The organism is Rhizobium sp. CRRU65 (genome assembly GCF_048551595.1).
In the GTDB taxonomy this organism is placed as follows: Bacteria; Pseudomonadota; Alphaproteobacteria; order Rhizobiales; family Rhizobiaceae; genus Rhizobium; species Rhizobium leguminosarum_J.
Genome location: NZ_JBLYZH010000022.1, coordinates 75,767 through 90,794, shown reverse-complemented (window position 1 = coordinate 90,794; position 15,028 = coordinate 75,767). Strand labels below are relative to the sequence as shown.

Here is a 15,028-nt window from a genome sequence, read left to right as displayed (position 1 = left end):
TGGAGTAAGGCAATGTACCCCTATGGTTTACGACGTGCTCTTTTTGATGAGTGCCGTCGCGAAAGAGCGTTTGGCCGTCGCAAAATCGAAGAAGATAGTCGCCGTCGCGCAGACAGGGCCGGGGGTGAGCGCACAAGCCGGGAGAGAGATGTGGGGATCCGACAGGCGAGATGACGGCCTCGGCTGGCGAGCAGTCAGAGCTGGACGACAGAATCCGCTGCAGAAAGATTTGAGTTCCGACAGCTACACCGTCATCAGGGAACTGCTAGCCGCCAATCAGGTGGAATGCTTACGACTGATTGTGACACAGTACCTGAAATCGGAAGGCCGGTATCAGTACGGTGGCAAATTCCAGCTTCAGGCCAGGTATGTCGCAGAGGAAGTCGCCAGATTTCTGACATCCGACGTGATCCTCAATCACCTCAAGGAAATCACGCAACCGCTTGACGTCGTTCTCACAGGCGAATGCGATATGATGATCAACACGACATCGTCGTGGCATAATGAGGTTCCCCACCACCTTGCCTGCATTGACGGAACTATCTTCGCGGACGAGTCTTTTAGGGGTATAAGATCGCATTCTACCTGCAGGATCGGGACGAAAACTCGCCAGCGACATTGAAGGTTCGACCAAGATCTCACCTCAGGGGCCTGGTAAGGAGCATGCCGGAGAAGGGGCAGGCGATGCCATCATTTTCGATGTGCGGATCGAACATGCCGGGCAAATGCCGACACTCGTTGACAGAAGCCTACGCAAGGATCGTGTCCACGGGAGTGGTGTAGCTGACGGCTGATGGCCGTGCTTTCCGACATGGGTCGGAGCGGATATCAGCGAGCCACAGCGGGCAGGCTGATTTGGGGATCATCGCTCATTTGAGCCATGGTCTCAAGGGTCATATACCTGGCGCGTTGGACGGCCCACTCGTCGTTCTGTTCGAGCAGCAGCGCGCCCACGAGACGGACGATCGCCTCGTCGTTCGGAAAGATACCGACCACCTCGGTGCGTCGCTTGATTTCGCCATTGAGACGCTCGATTGGATTCGTCGAGTGCAGCTTTGCACGGTGCTCTTTCGGGAAAGTCATGTAGGCGAGCACGTCTTCTTCGGCATCGTCCATGATGGTGGCGAGCTTCGGCACTTTCGGCCTGATCTGATCGGCGACGCTGCGCCATTGAGCGCTTGCTGCCTCCGGCGTCTCCTGGGCCAAGGCCGTTGCGATGAAAGCGGAGACGACCCGCCTGCCGCTCTTTCCGGCGTGCGCCAGCACGTTCCTCATGAAGTGAACCCGGCATCTTTGCCAGGTGGCATTCAAAACCTTCGTGACAGCAGCCTTGAGGCCTTCATGGGCATCCGAGACGACGAGCTTCACGCCGCGCAATCCTCGGCGTGTCAGCCTACGCAGGAATTCCGTCCAGATCGGTTCGGCCTCCGACGTCCCGACCTCCATGCCTAGGACCTCGCGCCGGCCATCGCTGTTCACGCCGACAGCGATAATGACGGCGACGGAAACGACACGTCCGCCGCGCCGGACTTTGAGGTAGGTCGCGTCCACCCACACGTATGGCCACTCGCCTTCAATCGGCCTGTCGAGGAAAGCCTTCACCTTGACGTCGATCTCTTCACAGAGCCGGGACACCTGGCTCTTCGAAATACCGCTCATGCCCATGGCTTTGACCAGATCGTCGACAGAACGGGTCGAGATTCCCTGGATATAGGCTTCTTGGATGACGGCCGTCAGAGCCTTTTCCGCCATGCGACGGGGTTCAAGGAAGCTCGGAAAGTAGCTGCCCTTGCGCAGCTTCGGAATGCGGAGTTCAACGGTCCCGGCTCGCGTCTCCCAATCGCGGTCGCGGTAGCCATTGCGTTGAGCAAGGCGCATCGGGTTCTTCTCGCCGAACTCAGCACCGCAGCTGATCCGACCTCCAGCTCCATCAGCCGCTCGGCGGCAAAGCCGATCATCTCACGCAACAAATCTGCATCGGCGCTCTTCTCAACAAGCGAACGCACGTTCATCATGTCATTGGTCATCGGTGGTCTTTCCGTCAGGTTGGTCTTCAACAACCCGACCCTAGCGGAAAACACTGATGGCCGCCCGCAAACCCAATCACCCGCTACAGCGCTATGAAAAGCGCGCGGGCGCTCGGCTTTGCTACCTCCCGCCACCTACACCACGTGCCGGGACACGATCTACGCAAGTTCTGCGACCGGATCGGGCCGCGACTTCGCATTGACTCGCAAAGGGCTTTCACCGTGGCACGATCAGCCCTTCGACGGATGGCCGGGACTCCTGACCGCGTTGCGGTTTTCATGACCATTGGTCCGTCTGATGTATGGACCCATTCTTATGCCGATGAAGGCTCCAATCGTCATCCGGGAGTTCGGGGAACTCTCAGTGCAAAGGTGCTGACCCAGCTCGCTGCCTACAATATTGCCCCGCCTCAGCCTGCCTCACCCTACCAGATCTCCGGATCCTGATTTTGATGCAGTATACTTATGTCGGCTATCCCCGCGCGTCTGGCGCGGGATCCGAACTGGCAAGGGTTGCAATTTCGCTTTCGAATTGGCTCACCAAGGGCATGTCTTCATCGTTCTTAACTGCTGCAGTCACCAGCAACGCGTGCACGAATGGCGGAGCGGGTTTACAAGTCGCCATAGCCGAAGGCGCTATCGCGGGCAGGAACACCGCTCGTCGCCGCGCCTTTTGTTACTCCGGCGGCGCGACGACGCTTGCGGTGTCCGCCCCAGCCTTCTGGAGATCCCTTAGATTGCCAAATTCTCCCGAACGCATGATGCTCGGATGTATTCGGAAGCTCTTGTCGTTCAAATTGCCGATGTAGCGGTTGCGAGCGAACTGCACGTATCCAGGCCCGTGGCCGGGAGCGTAGACGTATGCTGCAAGCCCGCTACTACTGCCGATCGACACGATATTGCCCTCGATACGGTTGGGGCGTGCCCATGGCGGATGCCACTCCCTGCCGGTACCGTCATCAACGCGAAAAGCCGCGCCCGATCCGTGCGTGATGACGTTTCCCGTCACCAAGTTGCTCCAGCCGCCGTTGATGCCGATCGCCGATATATTGTCCGAGAGCGTATTTCCTTCGATGCGCACACCGCTGGCCTTGCCATCGGTGTAGATCGCCCAACTGATAGGGGTCGGCCATTCATTGATATTTTCATATCCGGGAGGCCAAAACGTCCCATCGGCCCTGTTCATAAGTTGACCTGTCCCGGTAACCAGGTTGTAGCGGATGCTGCTGTTCAGGAGGTCCGCCTGCTCGCCCATCAGCTTGATGGCACCGCCATCTGCCGTCTGCTGATTGGCATTGCGGATCACGTTATGCTCGATGACTGCGTCGTGGACTGCGTCTTGTGCTCCCCACAGTGAGCCGCCGGCGATACCGAACTGCGCAGTATTTTCGACCAGGTTATGGGCGATCCTGATACTGTCGGCCGCCTGGAACCATATCCCCGCGGTTTCAAAGTAGACCCTTCCGATGTCATGAATATGGTTCGACAGGATTCTGGCTCTGTCGGATTTGCCGAAGCTGCCATAGGTTGTGCCAACGTAAATCCCATTGCCAGCCACATCTCCAATCACGTTGCCGGCAATCAAGACATCTTTGCTCTCGGAAACATGGATGCCGACGCCGACATTGTCGATGGAATTGCCGAGCAGCCGGACGCCATCCGAGTGATCGAGCCGTATGGCCCCAAAGCTTCTGGTGTCGGTACCGAACTTGCCGCTGCCCCGAGGATCCCCATCCCGAAACTGGAGCCCCGAGATAACCATCCCGTCGGCTCCATCCAGCCTGAAGAAGGTCGGCAGGATGCCGGCGACAGCCGTAGAACCGGTTGGTAGCCGATCGGTCGGGAAATAATCGAGTTGACTCTTGGCGCGGTCATACCACCACTCCCCGGGCGCATCGAGCAGCGCCGCCGCCCCGGTCAGAAAATAGCGGCTGCCTTCTGCGGTGAAGAAATAGCTGGTGCCTTGGGTATTTATCGCCCGGTTCGCGGTGTCGATTGAAACCACTGGGAGGGTGTCACTGCCCCACTGGCTGCCGGGGTGAAAACCACCTACGATGTGGGCGACTAGCCCTGCCGCATTTTTTGAGATCGGAAGATCGCCGGCATGGAAGCAAAAGCGCGTGTTACCATGCCATATATCGTCGTCCTGCGTGCACTTAGCCGCGAAAAGCCACCCTTTGCGCGGGTCTCCATCGAGTGGAGCGTTGGGAAAGCGAGCCCGCGTCTGGCGCGTGCCGCTGACGAAAAGATCGCCCACATCCCGGCCCGCAGGCAGCTTCAGTGACGCCTTCCAGCGACCATCGGCCTGCGCCGTCCAATTGCGCACAATCGGGCCGCCGTGCAGGACTGGCGCCTCGTTGCATCTCGCCGCGATGATCAGGCCCGCATCGCGAGCATCGAAGACTATCGGTTCAGCGAGATAATAATCCCCATTGCCCATTGCGATCGTATTCTGGCCGCCCTTCTGGCGCGCAGCATCCCGCGCTCTTTCAATACTGGCAAAAGGACCGTCTGTACGCCGAGAATTTGCTTTAGGAAGGTGCCCGCTCCAGGTGTCTTTGCCATCGGGAGAGACATAGAATACTGCCCGGTCCGCGGGTGCTCCGGTCACCATGCTGCTCAGTGAAGTCCCCTTCAGCTTGTCTGAAAAAGTCGCCGGCGAGGCTTCCGCGCAAGTTGCCTCCCTGACCGTCGTCTGCAGCCTCTCAGGCGCATCTGCGTTCGGGCTCACCGAGGCCAGCTTGCTCGGCTGCGGAAAGAGCATCGCAAGCAAAATGCTCAAGATCGGCGCGAAGCGCAGCCTCATGAGATTTGCAGCTCCGCCGTTGGGCTGCGGGCCGATGCTCGCAGTTGCCGGCCGGGAGCCGTCGAAACAACAACAGGCTTGTATAGAGAGAACATGATGATGGCTGTTGTGAACAGAATGAAAATCGCGTCATTCTGGATAAGGAAGATTGTCTCGGTCAGGTTCATCACCAAAACCACAACCGTGAAGACGTTCAGCCAGAGCCAGCCATAACGCGGGTCCCCGCATTGTAGGGCCGCCCCTTGGCGGAGTGCCTGCAAAAGCATCAGAGCGAACAAAGTCATTCCGCTTATTCCGAAGCTCAGCAGCGTATCGCGGAATCCATTATGGGCGTGGGGAGCCATCCATTGGATCTTTGACCAGATAATCCACGCTTCGGGATTCGCTTCTGTCCAAAACGCCTGGTAGCCGAAGCCGAGCAGGAGATGATCGGCGATCTGACCGTCGACAAGTTCCCACAAGGGCACTCGGCCCGTCAACGTGGCATCCTTGCCAAGCGCCTCAAGGAAAGGGACCAGGAATTCATGAAGCAAAAGGAGGATCCCGACGAACATTTGAACAAAAAACAGGATGAAGACGATCCGACCGATGCCACGGATTCGCTGCAACAAGGAGTAGAATCCGATCAGGCAATATGCCGATACCGTCGCAATTGTCGCGGTCATCGATCCGGAAAGGAAGAGACAAGCCCCGCCCGCCATCAGCAAGATCAAAGCGGTTCGCCGCAAGCCTCGGTTGCCGTCCATTACGACGGCGGTCGACACCAGTATCATCATACCGGCGTACCAACCAAGGCTGTTCTTGTGGATGAATATGCCGCGCACCGCGCTGTCCGTGGGCATGCGAGCGAGCCCCGGTGACACCACAAGAAGCAAAAGGCTGAGGACGATACATGTTCCGAAGGTCGCAAATGCAATGAGAAGCAGCTGCCTCGGCGTAAAGCGTATTGCCAATACATAAGCCAAAAGAACCGTGAAGAGCAGGCCGATGGCACGCCTGAAAGTCGTCGACGGGCCAACCGACCAGAAGACGGACAAGAAGGGCATAGCGACCATCAGCGGGACAAACCAATTTCGCTTCAGCGCTGTGATGAAGTGCGGAAAATTTCGTGCCAGCATCAGCAATGTAAACCCGTATACGGGTAGACAAAGCAGACGCAATATCGACCTGGCATGATCGCTAAGGCCTCCGTCGGCATCCGCGAACATTAGCGGGAAAAGCGCGCCTGTCTGAAGAAAAAGGCAGAGGCCGGCGCCCCAGCACTCTATTGTTCGCCAACTGACAGTCGGCCCATTCGCTATTCTAAGCGTGTACGCTCTCATTACCCGTCCCGACTTGCTTGGACAGATGAGAGGGTATTGATCGCGGCAATGTGGAAAGACATGAAACCCCTTTCATAGCTGCGCCACCACCAGCGAACATCCCGCCACCTCCCCAGTCAACTAACGCAAACGTAGGCGGAGCTAATCCTAACGCGCTTACCCACCATCTAAGGGCGTTGTTTAGTTTAAGCTCCCGGTTTGCCCCTCCTCCAAAAGTTGGTGCCGGGACGTACAACATTGCCCATAAGAGCAGATGTCACCTGTGACCAATCACCGGTAGCTTCACGATGAAAGATGCCGCAAAGCACGTCGCGCTGAGCCGCAGTTTTCGGTGAAGTGAGACAGTAATTCTAGCGCAACTGACTATTGGCAGGTGACGCTTAGAAGGGTTGGGATTGGTATGGTTCTGCGTCATGATCCTGGTTTTGTAACGGGAGTGCCACGCGTCAAGGCGTTGTCGGCGGTAAATCTAGCTCGAGGCGAAATCCTCACCGAGCAGAACAATACCTGTCTGCATCTCATCTCTTTCCGCCAATTCGCGCTACCAGACGCGCGAGCGTTGGCAACTCTGGTGCACCGAAGCGTCGCGCAGCGACGAGCTTGAGGAGGCGTCATGGAGAGACCGACATTCAGCGTCCTTATCAACAACTACAACTACGGTCGCTTCGTCGAACGGGCGATTGACAGCGCCTTGGGACAAGAGGCGTCCAATGTCGAGATAATCGTCGTCGACGACGGCTCGAGCGACCAGTCGCGCTCTGTTCTCGACGGCTATGACAAGCGGGTGGCGGTGCTTTTCCAGGAGAACCAGGGACAGGCCGCAGCCATAAATGCTGCTGTGAAGTTGAGCAGTGGCGACATCCTCTGTTTTCTCGATGCCGATGACTGGTGGGCGCCAGGCAAGCTGTCGGCAACCGCCGTTGCTTTCCACTCCAATCCTCAGGCATCTCTTGTTTATCACCGGCTTCAGCCAACGCAGACCGATGGCTCACCAGCCTTCAAGCCAATACCTCGGACCCTGTGTTCAGGAAATTTGTCGCCACTGCTCGCCAAATCGGCTGGTTGGTGGCCCTTCCCGATGACATCAGCCATCGCTGTAAGACGCAGCGCGTGGGATGCTGCAGGGGATATTCCCGAGCAGTTCCGTATGTCTGCCGATGCCTGGCTCACAGGCATCTATCCATTTCTCGGGGGCGTTGTCGCCTTGTCGGATCCACTCGGGTTCTATCGGATTCACAACAATAATTGGTATCGGCCAGTCGATGACGCCGCCATGCTGCGGAAGCGGATGGCCCATTGGCAGGCGACGGTTGAAGCGACGAACCGGTTTCTTTCCGCGCATGATCTGGCGGGAAGGCTGCGTCTGACTGATCACTATCCGTACCGGGTAGCCTCAGCCAGGCTGCAGGGCGCCGATACACGCACCCGGTTCAGCCTCGCGGTGGAAGGGCTCTTTTTCGCCGGAGAACCAAACTTGCTGAGGCGGACGCGTGATGCATTGCGCACAGCCTACGACTTGCCTCGACTTGGTCAGGATGTCGGCGTGTCGGAGTCTGCGGGATGAAGGCGCTGCTGCTGGTTTCCGAACTGGAAGACTACACCATCTCCTTCGCTAGCGGCGTTGCGCGACATGCGCATGTCGTCCTCGCGGTTCCGCGCCGGCGCTACGCACACCTTGCTTCATGGATCGATCCGGCTGTCGATCTGCACCTCATGGACTGGCCAAGGCACCGCTCGCTCTCCAATCCCTGGTTCCTGCACCAACTCACACGTCTTATCCGGCAGGAGCGGCCGAACGTCATTCACCTGCTGAGCAACTCGACGCTCTGGTTGAATTTTGCCGCGCCGTTCTGGCGACCGATCCCGATCGTGACCACCGTCCATGACGTGGAAGTGCATCCCGGCGATTCCGACACCCGCACGCTGCCCGCCTGGGCTCCCCAATTGATGGTGCGGCAATCGGGCCATGTCGTCGTCCATGGCGAAGGGCTGAAACAGATGGTCCTCGAGCGATATTCAAAGTCGCCTGATTGTGTCCATGTCTTGTCGCATCCCGCCATTCATCGCTACGCGGAACTCGCCCGGCGGCACAAGATGGCGCGGCGCGGCGCAGATGGAACTTTGCGCGTTCTGCTTTTCGGACGGATTTTTGCTTACAAGGGATTGGAGCATCTGATCCGTGCCGAGGCAATGCTCAAGGACCTGCTCCCCAATCTACGCATCACGGTGGCAGGCCGCGGCGACGATCCGCGGATCTTCCAGCCCCTTATGGGGGACGCTAGTCGCTATGATATTCGCAATCGCTTTATCGAGGATATGGAGGTCGCCCAGCTCTTTCTGAATGCGGACATCGTTGTCCTTCCCTACACGGAAGCCTCTCAAAGCGGCGTCCTCAATCTTGCCGCCGCATTTGGCAAACCGGTTATCGTGACGGATGTCGGCGAATTGCGAGCCACCGTTCTGCCAAACGGACTGGGAATGGTGGTTCCACCCGGGGATGCGGAACAGCTCGCGACAGCCATACGGACACTGGCGGAAAACAGCGAGCTCAGAAGCAGCTTCGGGATCAACGCACTCGCTTGGGCTACAGGTCCGAATTCGCCGCAACAGGTCGGAGCACAGGCTGCGGCCGTTTATCGTAAGGTGGTCGGGGCATGCTGATGAACACGCTCACGGATGGAAATCGGGTAGCGACGCGGAACGCAGCAGCAACCGTCCGCCACTACGTCCCGGGTGGTTGCGAAAACGGTGGCGGAATTGGCAGGCTCGTCGGCTATATATCGAACACGGCAAAGGAGGCCGGCGAAACACACCTCGTCACCGACACTAGAGGGTCTCGGTGGTCCTCCGTTGCGTCGCCTTTGCGCGTGCTCGGCGCCGTCTTGATGATGGCGAAGGACCGGATAATTGCTCCGGCACGCATTCACCATATTCATGTCGCGGGTCGCGGCAGCACCGCAAGAAAACTGATCCTGACCGAGGCTGCCCGTCTCCTCGGATGCTCTCACATATTGCACCTGCACGACTACGACTACGCGCGCGATTTTGCCGCACGCTCGCCACGTCAACAAATGCTTGTACGCCGGATGTTCCAACATGCTGACCAGGTCGTGGCACTGGGCCAGCGCGACCGCATGACGCTTACGACGCTTCTCGGCGTGGATGAGCGCCGCGTAGTCGTCATTGGCAATTGTGTGCCCGACCCCGGACCGCGCAATGTTCATGTCGGCGAGATGCCGTTGATCATATTTCTCGGCCGGCTGAGCGAACGCAAAGGCGTTCAGGAGCTTCTGCTTGCCTTAAGTCATCCGATCATGAAAGAGCTCCAGTGGCGAGCCGTGCTGGCAGGCGACGGACCTGTGGAAGACTACCGGCGTCAGGCTGCCGCCATGGGACTTTCAGATCTGGTGAAAATGCCGGGCTGGCTTGGCGCCGACGAGGCGCGGGCGTTGTGTACACGGGCAGATATCCTGGTCTTACCTTCGCATGCCGAGGGCTTGGCAATGGCTGTGGTCGAAGGGCTTGCCCATGGGCTCGCCGTCGTCACCACGCGCGTCGGCGCGCATGGCGAAGTCATCTCCGACGGTGAAACTGGCGTCTTCGTACCTGTCGGAGACAAGGATGCCCTGGCTGCGGCGCTGGCTAAGCTCGTCACCGACCCGGAAGTCCGCAACTATCTGTCGGCCAAGGCCCGCGCTCATTATCTCAATAATTTCAGTATGAAGGCTTATATGCGATCGCTGGACAAACTCTACGACGCTATCTCCGCGCAACCTCAAACAACGGCGGGTGAACGATGACTATTTCGACTGTGCCGCCAGACCGCAACACCTCGCTCTCATCGATGCGCTACGATCCCCGGCTTCAGGTAGAGACCCGTTCGGACGAAATTGATCTGACGTCAGGCCTGCGCCTTATTCGGCGACGGATGGTCATGATAATGGCCATCATCACGGTACTTATGGCGGTTGCCGCAACCGTGATTTCGGGATTGAAGCCGACTTATCATGCCGAGTCCCGGCTGATCATCCACACGCCTCTGGCGACGAAGCTCGGCACCGACGAGTCCGGCCGCAACGATCCGCTGGACGCCACATCTGAGACCGAACGGCTTCTTTCCAGAAGCATCGCAGAGCGGGTAATCCGCGACCTGCGCCTCAATGAATGGCCGGAATTCAATCCGGCGCTGCAAGAAATCTCGCCTATCGACAAGATCCGATCAATGCTTCGCGGTTGGGTCGACAGTGAAAAACCGTCCCTGCCGGTACGGGACAGCATCGAGCCCATAATCCCGAAGTACTACAAGGCCCTCCGCGTTTGGCGCGATGGCCAGGGTGACGTCATTCAGATCGGCTTCGATGCGAGCGACCCCGAACTGGCCGCCTCGGTCCCGAACCGGCTCATCAGCATCTACCTCGAAGAACGCAAGGACAGTCTGCGTGGTCGAGTGGACGCAGCAGAAGAATGGATTCTGCTGCGCATCGACGAACAGATGGGGCGCGCCAAGGCAGCACGCGATGCCGCCGACGGGTACCAGAAAATTATGGACGTCGCCTCAAGTGATGACGATCAGGTTGAACAGATCAAGTCGATCATGGAGTTGGGCGAGCGGCGGACAAAAATCGAACAAAGCCGCGTTGAAGCGAGAGCAACGATATCTGCACTCGAAGCGGCCGACGACCCCTCGCTCGCCCTGCAGAATATGGTCATTCCCGACAGCATTGGCGCAATGCAACGCGAGCTTCGTGCGCAGGAGCAAGATCTCGAGCGCCTTCTCGAGACATATGGCAACACGGCAGAATCCGTGCTCGACACGCGGGCCAAGATCCTTAAATCCCGCACCGATCTCAGCCTTGCGACCGATCGATATCTCCAATCGATACGCGCCAAGCTTGCGGCGCTCGATCATGAGGACGACGCAGTCCGGTCGGCATTGGCGGCCGCTCATGAGAAACGCGCTCGCTCCACACTGGCGCAAACCGAGTTGGCCCGACTCGAGCGCATGGCTGACAAAGAGCAGACGGCACTGGACAAGCTCGACGAGCAGCGCCGTGGCCTGGCTGCGCAAGCCATGTTGCCAGGCGCGGAACTGGAAGTCTTGTCACCGGCCGCGGTGCCGCTGGCGCCAACGGGACGCGGGCGGCTTTTCTATTTGATCGGCGCCCTTTTGGCTTCGGTATCGATCGCGGTGACGGCCGCTTTCGTGGTCGAGATGCTGGACAACTCAGTCCGCAGTTTCGACCAGATGGCCGGAATGTCGCGCATCGTACCCGCCGGATTCATCCCGCACCTCAAACGGAAAGACCGGAGAGATCCGTCGATGCTCTTCGGGAGCATCCAAGACGGGATGTTTGACGAAGCAATTCGCTCCGTGATGACTTCGCTCAAACAATCTAACGGCGGGAAACTGCCAAACACGATTGTCGTGACGTCGGCTCACAGCGGAGAGGGCAAGTCGCTTGTCGCCAGATCCCTGGCAATCGATCTCGCCGCCAACGGAATTCCGGTGCTGCTTGTCGATGGCGACCTCAGACTCGGAAATCTCGACTCGTTTTTCAAATCAGAGCTAAAGCAGGGGTTGAACGAATTCCTGTGTGGGCAGGCGGGATTGCGTGACATCATCCATCACCATCCAAGCGGCATCGACTTCATCCCGGCTGGCAATGCCAGTCTCCATCGGCGCGTCCGCTTGACTGATGCAGCTGACATCGTGGCGATGGCCGCCTCACTGGGCCAAATCGTCATCTTCGACAGCGCGCCTGTGCTCGCCTCGGCTGATACGATGCATCTGACAGCGTTAGCAGAAAGAACGCTGGTGGTCGTAAAATGGGGAAAGACGAGCCGTCGGGCGGTAGAGTTTTGCCTACATCAGCTGAAGACCGCGCGCAACGCAGAGATTGCCGTTGCCATAAATAACGTCAATACGAACAAACACGCCATGTACAACTTCCGCGATTCAGAACTGTTTGCGAGCTCACTGCGGAAGTACCACGAGTTCACGTGAGTTCGAACAGCGCGTGTCCGCCTGATTCCGCCGAAATAAATTACGGAGACCGCATGAAAAACGAAAATAAGGTTGCACTGGTTACAGGCATAACAGGTCAGGACGGTGCGTATTTGGCCGAACTGCTCCTGGAGAAGGGCTATATTGTTCACGGCCTCAAGCGACGCTCATCGTCCTTCAACACCAGTCGCATCGAGCATCTATACGAGGATCCCCATGTCGAAAATCCTCGCTTTATTCTGCATTACGGGGACATGACCGATTCAACGAACCTCATCCGCGTGGTTCAGGAAACGCAGCCGGACGAGATCTATAATCTCGCCGCACAGAGCCACGTTCAAGTCTCTTTCGAGACCCCGGAATATACGGCTAACGCCGATGGAACCGGCACCCTTCGGCTACTTGAAGCCATTCGCCTCCTGGGGCTGACAAAGAAGACCCGCTTCTATCAAGCATCGACCTCAGAGCTCTACGGCAAAGTCCAGGAAGTCCCGCAGAGCGAAACGACACCTTTCTACCCTCGATCACCCTACGCTGCGGCCAAGCTCTACGCCTATTGGATTGTGGTCAATTATCGCGAGGCATATGGCATGCACGCCTCGAACGGCATTTTGTTCAATCATGAAAGCCCGATCCGCGGCGAAACATTCGTGACGCGCAAAATCACCCGGGCGGCTGCGGCGATCCATCTTGGACTGCAGGAAAGGCTTTATCTCGGCAACTTGGACGCCAAGCGCGACTGGGGACATGCACGAGAATATGTCCGTGGCATGTGGCTGATGCTGCAACAGGATGAACCGGAGGACTATGTCCTTGCGACCGGCGAAACGCACTCGGTTCGTTCCTTCGTTGACAAGGCCTTTGCCCAGGTGGGCATGCCGATTGATTGGCGTGGGAACGGAGTTGAGGAAAAGGGATACGACAAGACATCCGGTCAGTGTGTGGTGGAGATCGATCCCGCTTATTTCCGCCCGACTGAAGTTGATCTTCTGATCGGCGATCCGACGAAAGCGCACACGAAGCTTGGTTGGAAACATGAGACCAGTCTTGATCAACTGATTGCGGAGATGGTTCGCGCGGATCTGAAAGTCATGGCACGAAATGTTCCGTCGGTCGGTGTAACCAAGGGTTTTGCCCATGCCTGAGGTGATCTACAGCCTTACCAGAAAGAGGGTCTATGTCGCGGGCCACCGCGGCATGGTGGGCTCTGCGATCGTGCGGCGTCTCGCTTCCGAGGGCTGCGAAATTTTGACGTCCACCCGCGCCGAGGTCGACCTCAGACGGCAGGACCAGGTGGAGGCCTGGATGAGTAAGCATCGTCCCGATGCTGTCTTCCTAGCTGCTGCGAGGGTCGGCGGTATTCTCGCGAACGCTACCTATCCGGCCGACTTCCTTTACGACAACTTGATTCTCCAAGCGAATGTCATCCACGCAGCCCATAGAACTCACGTCGAAAAACTGATGTTTCTGGGCTCGTCCTGCATCTATCCGAAATTCGCCGACCAGCCGATCGTTGAGGACTCACTTCTGACCGGATCGCTTGAACCCACCAATGAATGGTATGCGATCGCCAAAATTGCCGGATTAAAGCTCTGCCAAGCCTATCGCAAACAGCACGGTAGAGATTTCATCTCGGCCATGCCGACCAATCTTTACGGTCCAGGCGACAATTTTGACCTCGGGTCAAGCCATGTCATGCCGGCGCTCATACGCAAGACACATGAGGCCAAGGTCAGCGAGCAGCAAGAGATATGCGTCTGGGGTACGGGCACGCCGCGGCGCGAATTCCTGCATGTTGACGATTGCGCCGACGCCTGCCTCCATCTCATGAAAACCTATTCCGCCGAAAGTCATGTGAACGTAGGTTGTGGCGAAGACATTACCATTCTCGAATTGGCATACCTCGTCTCCAAGATCGTTGGTTTCGAAGGCAAGATCACCCGCGACCTCACCAAGCCAGATGGCACGCCACGTAAACTCCTGAGCGTCGACAAGCTCCGCAGTCTCGGCTGGTCTCCTAAGATAGGTCTGAAAGAGGGCATCGCAGATGCCTACCGCTCCTTCCTTGACGGCCATCATCTCGAACGCAGCGACAGAGCTGTGTCCAGCGACTTGATCGGTCAAAGCGACATCAGTTTCGAGAAAGCGAAGAGTTCGGCGCCGCACGCGCCCACGCTCTCGACCGTTGCGCATCATCCCTCGCCATAGGGAATTTGCACGAGGGATAACAGGGGTTTTGTCTCGGGGGGACGTATATGCTGGGACGGCGCAAATAATGCAGCCTGTAGAAATCAGGATTGCAGCGCTCATTTTCTTGATGGTCGTGTGGTTGATGATTATCGGTGCGGCGTTGGATTTTTTCGCGGTCGAAATGCCGATATCGCTTGTCGCGCTACTAGGCAGATAGTCCACATCGGATGACTCCACCGGGCCTTACCTTCGGCTGACCTTTCGGACGACAATCGCTGGAGTAAAGTCGACAGGCGAAGAGGAGCCGGACGGAACCCCGCCTCAGTTGATTGGCGGTTCCGCATCGATGTCACTGGGCGGCAAACCTGGCTTACCGAGCCCGAAGAACGCGCGCGCGGTCAAGCAAGCGTCATCCCCTGGGACGCAGGCGCGGCAGACATCAGGCCGAAGATCGTACACTTGACAGGATGTCTCTGAACCGACGCGACCGACCAATGCGGAGCAGCGCGCACCGTCGCAACGCATTCCTTGCTGGTTCGCAGCTACGAAATGCGCTGGCAGCAAATCGAGAGCAGCGTCGGTTTCCGTGGAAAATCTGGGCCAGGTCGGCGAATAGGAGCAGCAGGCTCCGCAGCCTTGGCAATTGAAATCGATCAATGATGTCATGGCCCGCTCCTAC

The 15,028-nt window shown here is 57.9% G+C and carries 10 protein-coding genes and 1 pseudogene; 7 read left to right on the top strand and 4 right to left on the bottom strand.

The window, feature by feature from the left end; translation table 11 throughout:
- Nucleotides 1-22: 22 nt before the first annotated feature.
- On the top strand, nucleotides 23-622 hold the full coding sequence (locus ACM5SV_RS32620) for a hypothetical protein (RefSeq protein ID WP_017997138.1): 600 nt from the start codon (nucleotides 23-25) through the stop codon (nucleotides 620-622).
- 206 nt (nucleotides 623-828) lie between these two features.
- Here the strand turns inward: ACM5SV_RS32620 and ACM5SV_RS32615 are convergent.
- From ACM5SV_RS32615 to ACM5SV_RS32605, 3 genes and pseudogenes are all read right to left on the bottom strand, one after another.
- Nucleotides 829-2,027, bottom strand: a pseudogene (locus ACM5SV_RS32615) (IS256 family transposase).
- Between the two features lie 676 nt (nucleotides 2,028-2,703).
- Nucleotides 2,704-4,833 carry a right-handed parallel beta-helix repeat-containing protein gene (locus ACM5SV_RS32610; RefSeq protein ID WP_222018072.1) on the bottom strand — a complete coding sequence of 710 codons (2,130 nt, stop codon included), beginning with the start codon at nucleotides 4,831-4,833 and terminating at the stop codon, nucleotides 2,704-2,706.
- Nucleotides 4,830-6,155: an O-antigen ligase family protein gene (locus ACM5SV_RS32605; RefSeq protein WP_017997135.1), complete on the bottom strand. Its 1,326-nt coding sequence runs from the start codon at nucleotides 6,153-6,155 to the stop codon at nucleotides 4,830-4,832. The genes ACM5SV_RS32610 and ACM5SV_RS32605 overlap by 4 nt, the downstream gene beginning before the upstream one ends.
- 613 nt (nucleotides 6,156-6,768) lie before the next feature.
- Here ACM5SV_RS32605 and ACM5SV_RS32600 point away from each other — a divergent pair.
- The 6 genes from ACM5SV_RS32600 to fcl are packed head-to-tail and all read left to right on the top strand — an operon-like array spanning nucleotide 6,769 to nucleotide 14,367.
- A complete protein-coding gene (locus tag ACM5SV_RS32600; RefSeq protein WP_012760129.1) occupies nucleotides 6,769-7,719 on the top strand; it encodes a glycosyltransferase family 2 protein in 951 nt (316 codons plus the stop codon).
- Nucleotides 7,716-8,816 carry a glycosyltransferase family 4 protein gene (locus ACM5SV_RS32595; RefSeq protein WP_017997134.1) on the top strand — a complete coding sequence of 367 codons (1,101 nt, stop codon included), beginning with the start codon at nucleotides 7,716-7,718 and terminating at the stop codon, nucleotides 8,814-8,816. The genes ACM5SV_RS32600 and ACM5SV_RS32595 overlap by 4 nt, the downstream gene beginning before the upstream one ends.
- Nucleotides 8,810-9,955 (top strand): glycosyltransferase family 4 protein, encoded by a 1,146-nt coding sequence (locus ACM5SV_RS32590; protein WP_012760131.1) that lies wholly within the window; start codon nucleotides 8,810-8,812, stop codon nucleotides 9,953-9,955. The genes ACM5SV_RS32595 and ACM5SV_RS32590 overlap by 7 nt, the downstream gene beginning before the upstream one ends.
- Complete coding sequence (locus ACM5SV_RS32585; protein WP_012760132.1) at nucleotides 9,952-12,159, top strand: GumC family protein; 2,208 nt, start codon at nucleotides 9,952-9,954, stop codon at nucleotides 12,157-12,159. Before ACM5SV_RS32590 ends, ACM5SV_RS32585 begins: the two co-directional genes overlap by 4 nt.
- Before the next feature lie 53 nt (nucleotides 12,160-12,212).
- Nucleotides 12,213-13,304 carry a GDP-mannose 4,6-dehydratase gene (gene gmd, locus ACM5SV_RS32580; protein WP_012760133.1) on the top strand — a complete coding sequence of 364 codons (1,092 nt, stop codon included), beginning with the start codon at nucleotides 12,213-12,215 and terminating at the stop codon, nucleotides 13,302-13,304.
- Complete coding sequence (fcl, locus tag ACM5SV_RS32575; protein ID WP_017997133.1) at nucleotides 13,297-14,367, top strand: GDP-L-fucose synthase; 1,071 nt, start codon at nucleotides 13,297-13,299, stop codon at nucleotides 14,365-14,367. Before gmd ends, fcl begins: the two co-directional genes overlap by 8 nt.
- A 303-nt stretch (nucleotides 14,368-14,670) precedes the next feature.
- Here fcl and ACM5SV_RS32570 read toward each other — a convergent pair whose 3' ends face one another.
- Nucleotides 14,671-15,015 (bottom strand): YkgJ family cysteine cluster protein, encoded by a 345-nt coding sequence (locus ACM5SV_RS32570; RefSeq protein WP_017997131.1) that lies wholly within the window; start codon nucleotides 15,013-15,015, stop codon nucleotides 14,671-14,673.
- Between the last annotated feature and the right edge of the window lie 13 nt (nucleotides 15,016-15,028).

What these genes read in the sequence shown, in the direction of transcription:
- ACM5SV_RS32620 (WP_017997138.1), top strand. Translation starts at nt 23, where the DNA reads ATGGTTTACGACGTGCTCTTTTTGATGAGTGCCGTCGCGAAAGAGCGT.
- ACM5SV_RS32610 (WP_222018072.1), bottom strand. Translation starts at nt 4,833, where the DNA reads ATGAGGCTGCGCTTCGCGCCGATCTTGAGCATTTTGCTTGCGATGCTC.
- ACM5SV_RS32605 (WP_017997135.1), bottom strand. Translation starts at nt 6,155, where the DNA reads ATGAGAGCGTACACGCTTAGAATAGCGAATGGGCCGACTGTCAGTTGG.
- ACM5SV_RS32600 (WP_012760129.1), top strand. Translation starts at nt 6,769, where the DNA reads ATGGAGAGACCGACATTCAGCGTCCTTATCAACAACTACAACTACGGT.
- ACM5SV_RS32595 (WP_017997134.1), top strand. Translation starts at nt 7,716, where the DNA reads ATGAAGGCGCTGCTGCTGGTTTCCGAACTGGAAGACTACACCATCTCC.
- ACM5SV_RS32590 (WP_012760131.1), top strand. Translation starts at nt 8,810, where the DNA reads ATGCTGATGAACACGCTCACGGATGGAAATCGGGTAGCGACGCGGAAC.
- ACM5SV_RS32585 (WP_012760132.1), top strand. Translation starts at nt 9,952, where the DNA reads ATGACTATTTCGACTGTGCCGCCAGACCGCAACACCTCGCTCTCATCG.
- gmd (WP_012760133.1), top strand. Translation starts at nt 12,213, where the DNA reads ATGAAAAACGAAAATAAGGTTGCACTGGTTACAGGCATAACAGGTCAG.
- fcl (WP_017997133.1), top strand. Translation starts at nt 13,297, where the DNA reads ATGCCTGAGGTGATCTACAGCCTTACCAGAAAGAGGGTCTATGTCGCG.
- ACM5SV_RS32570 (WP_017997131.1), bottom strand. Translation starts at nt 15,015, where the DNA reads ATGACATCATTGATCGATTTCAATTGCCAAGGCTGCGGAGCCTGCTGC.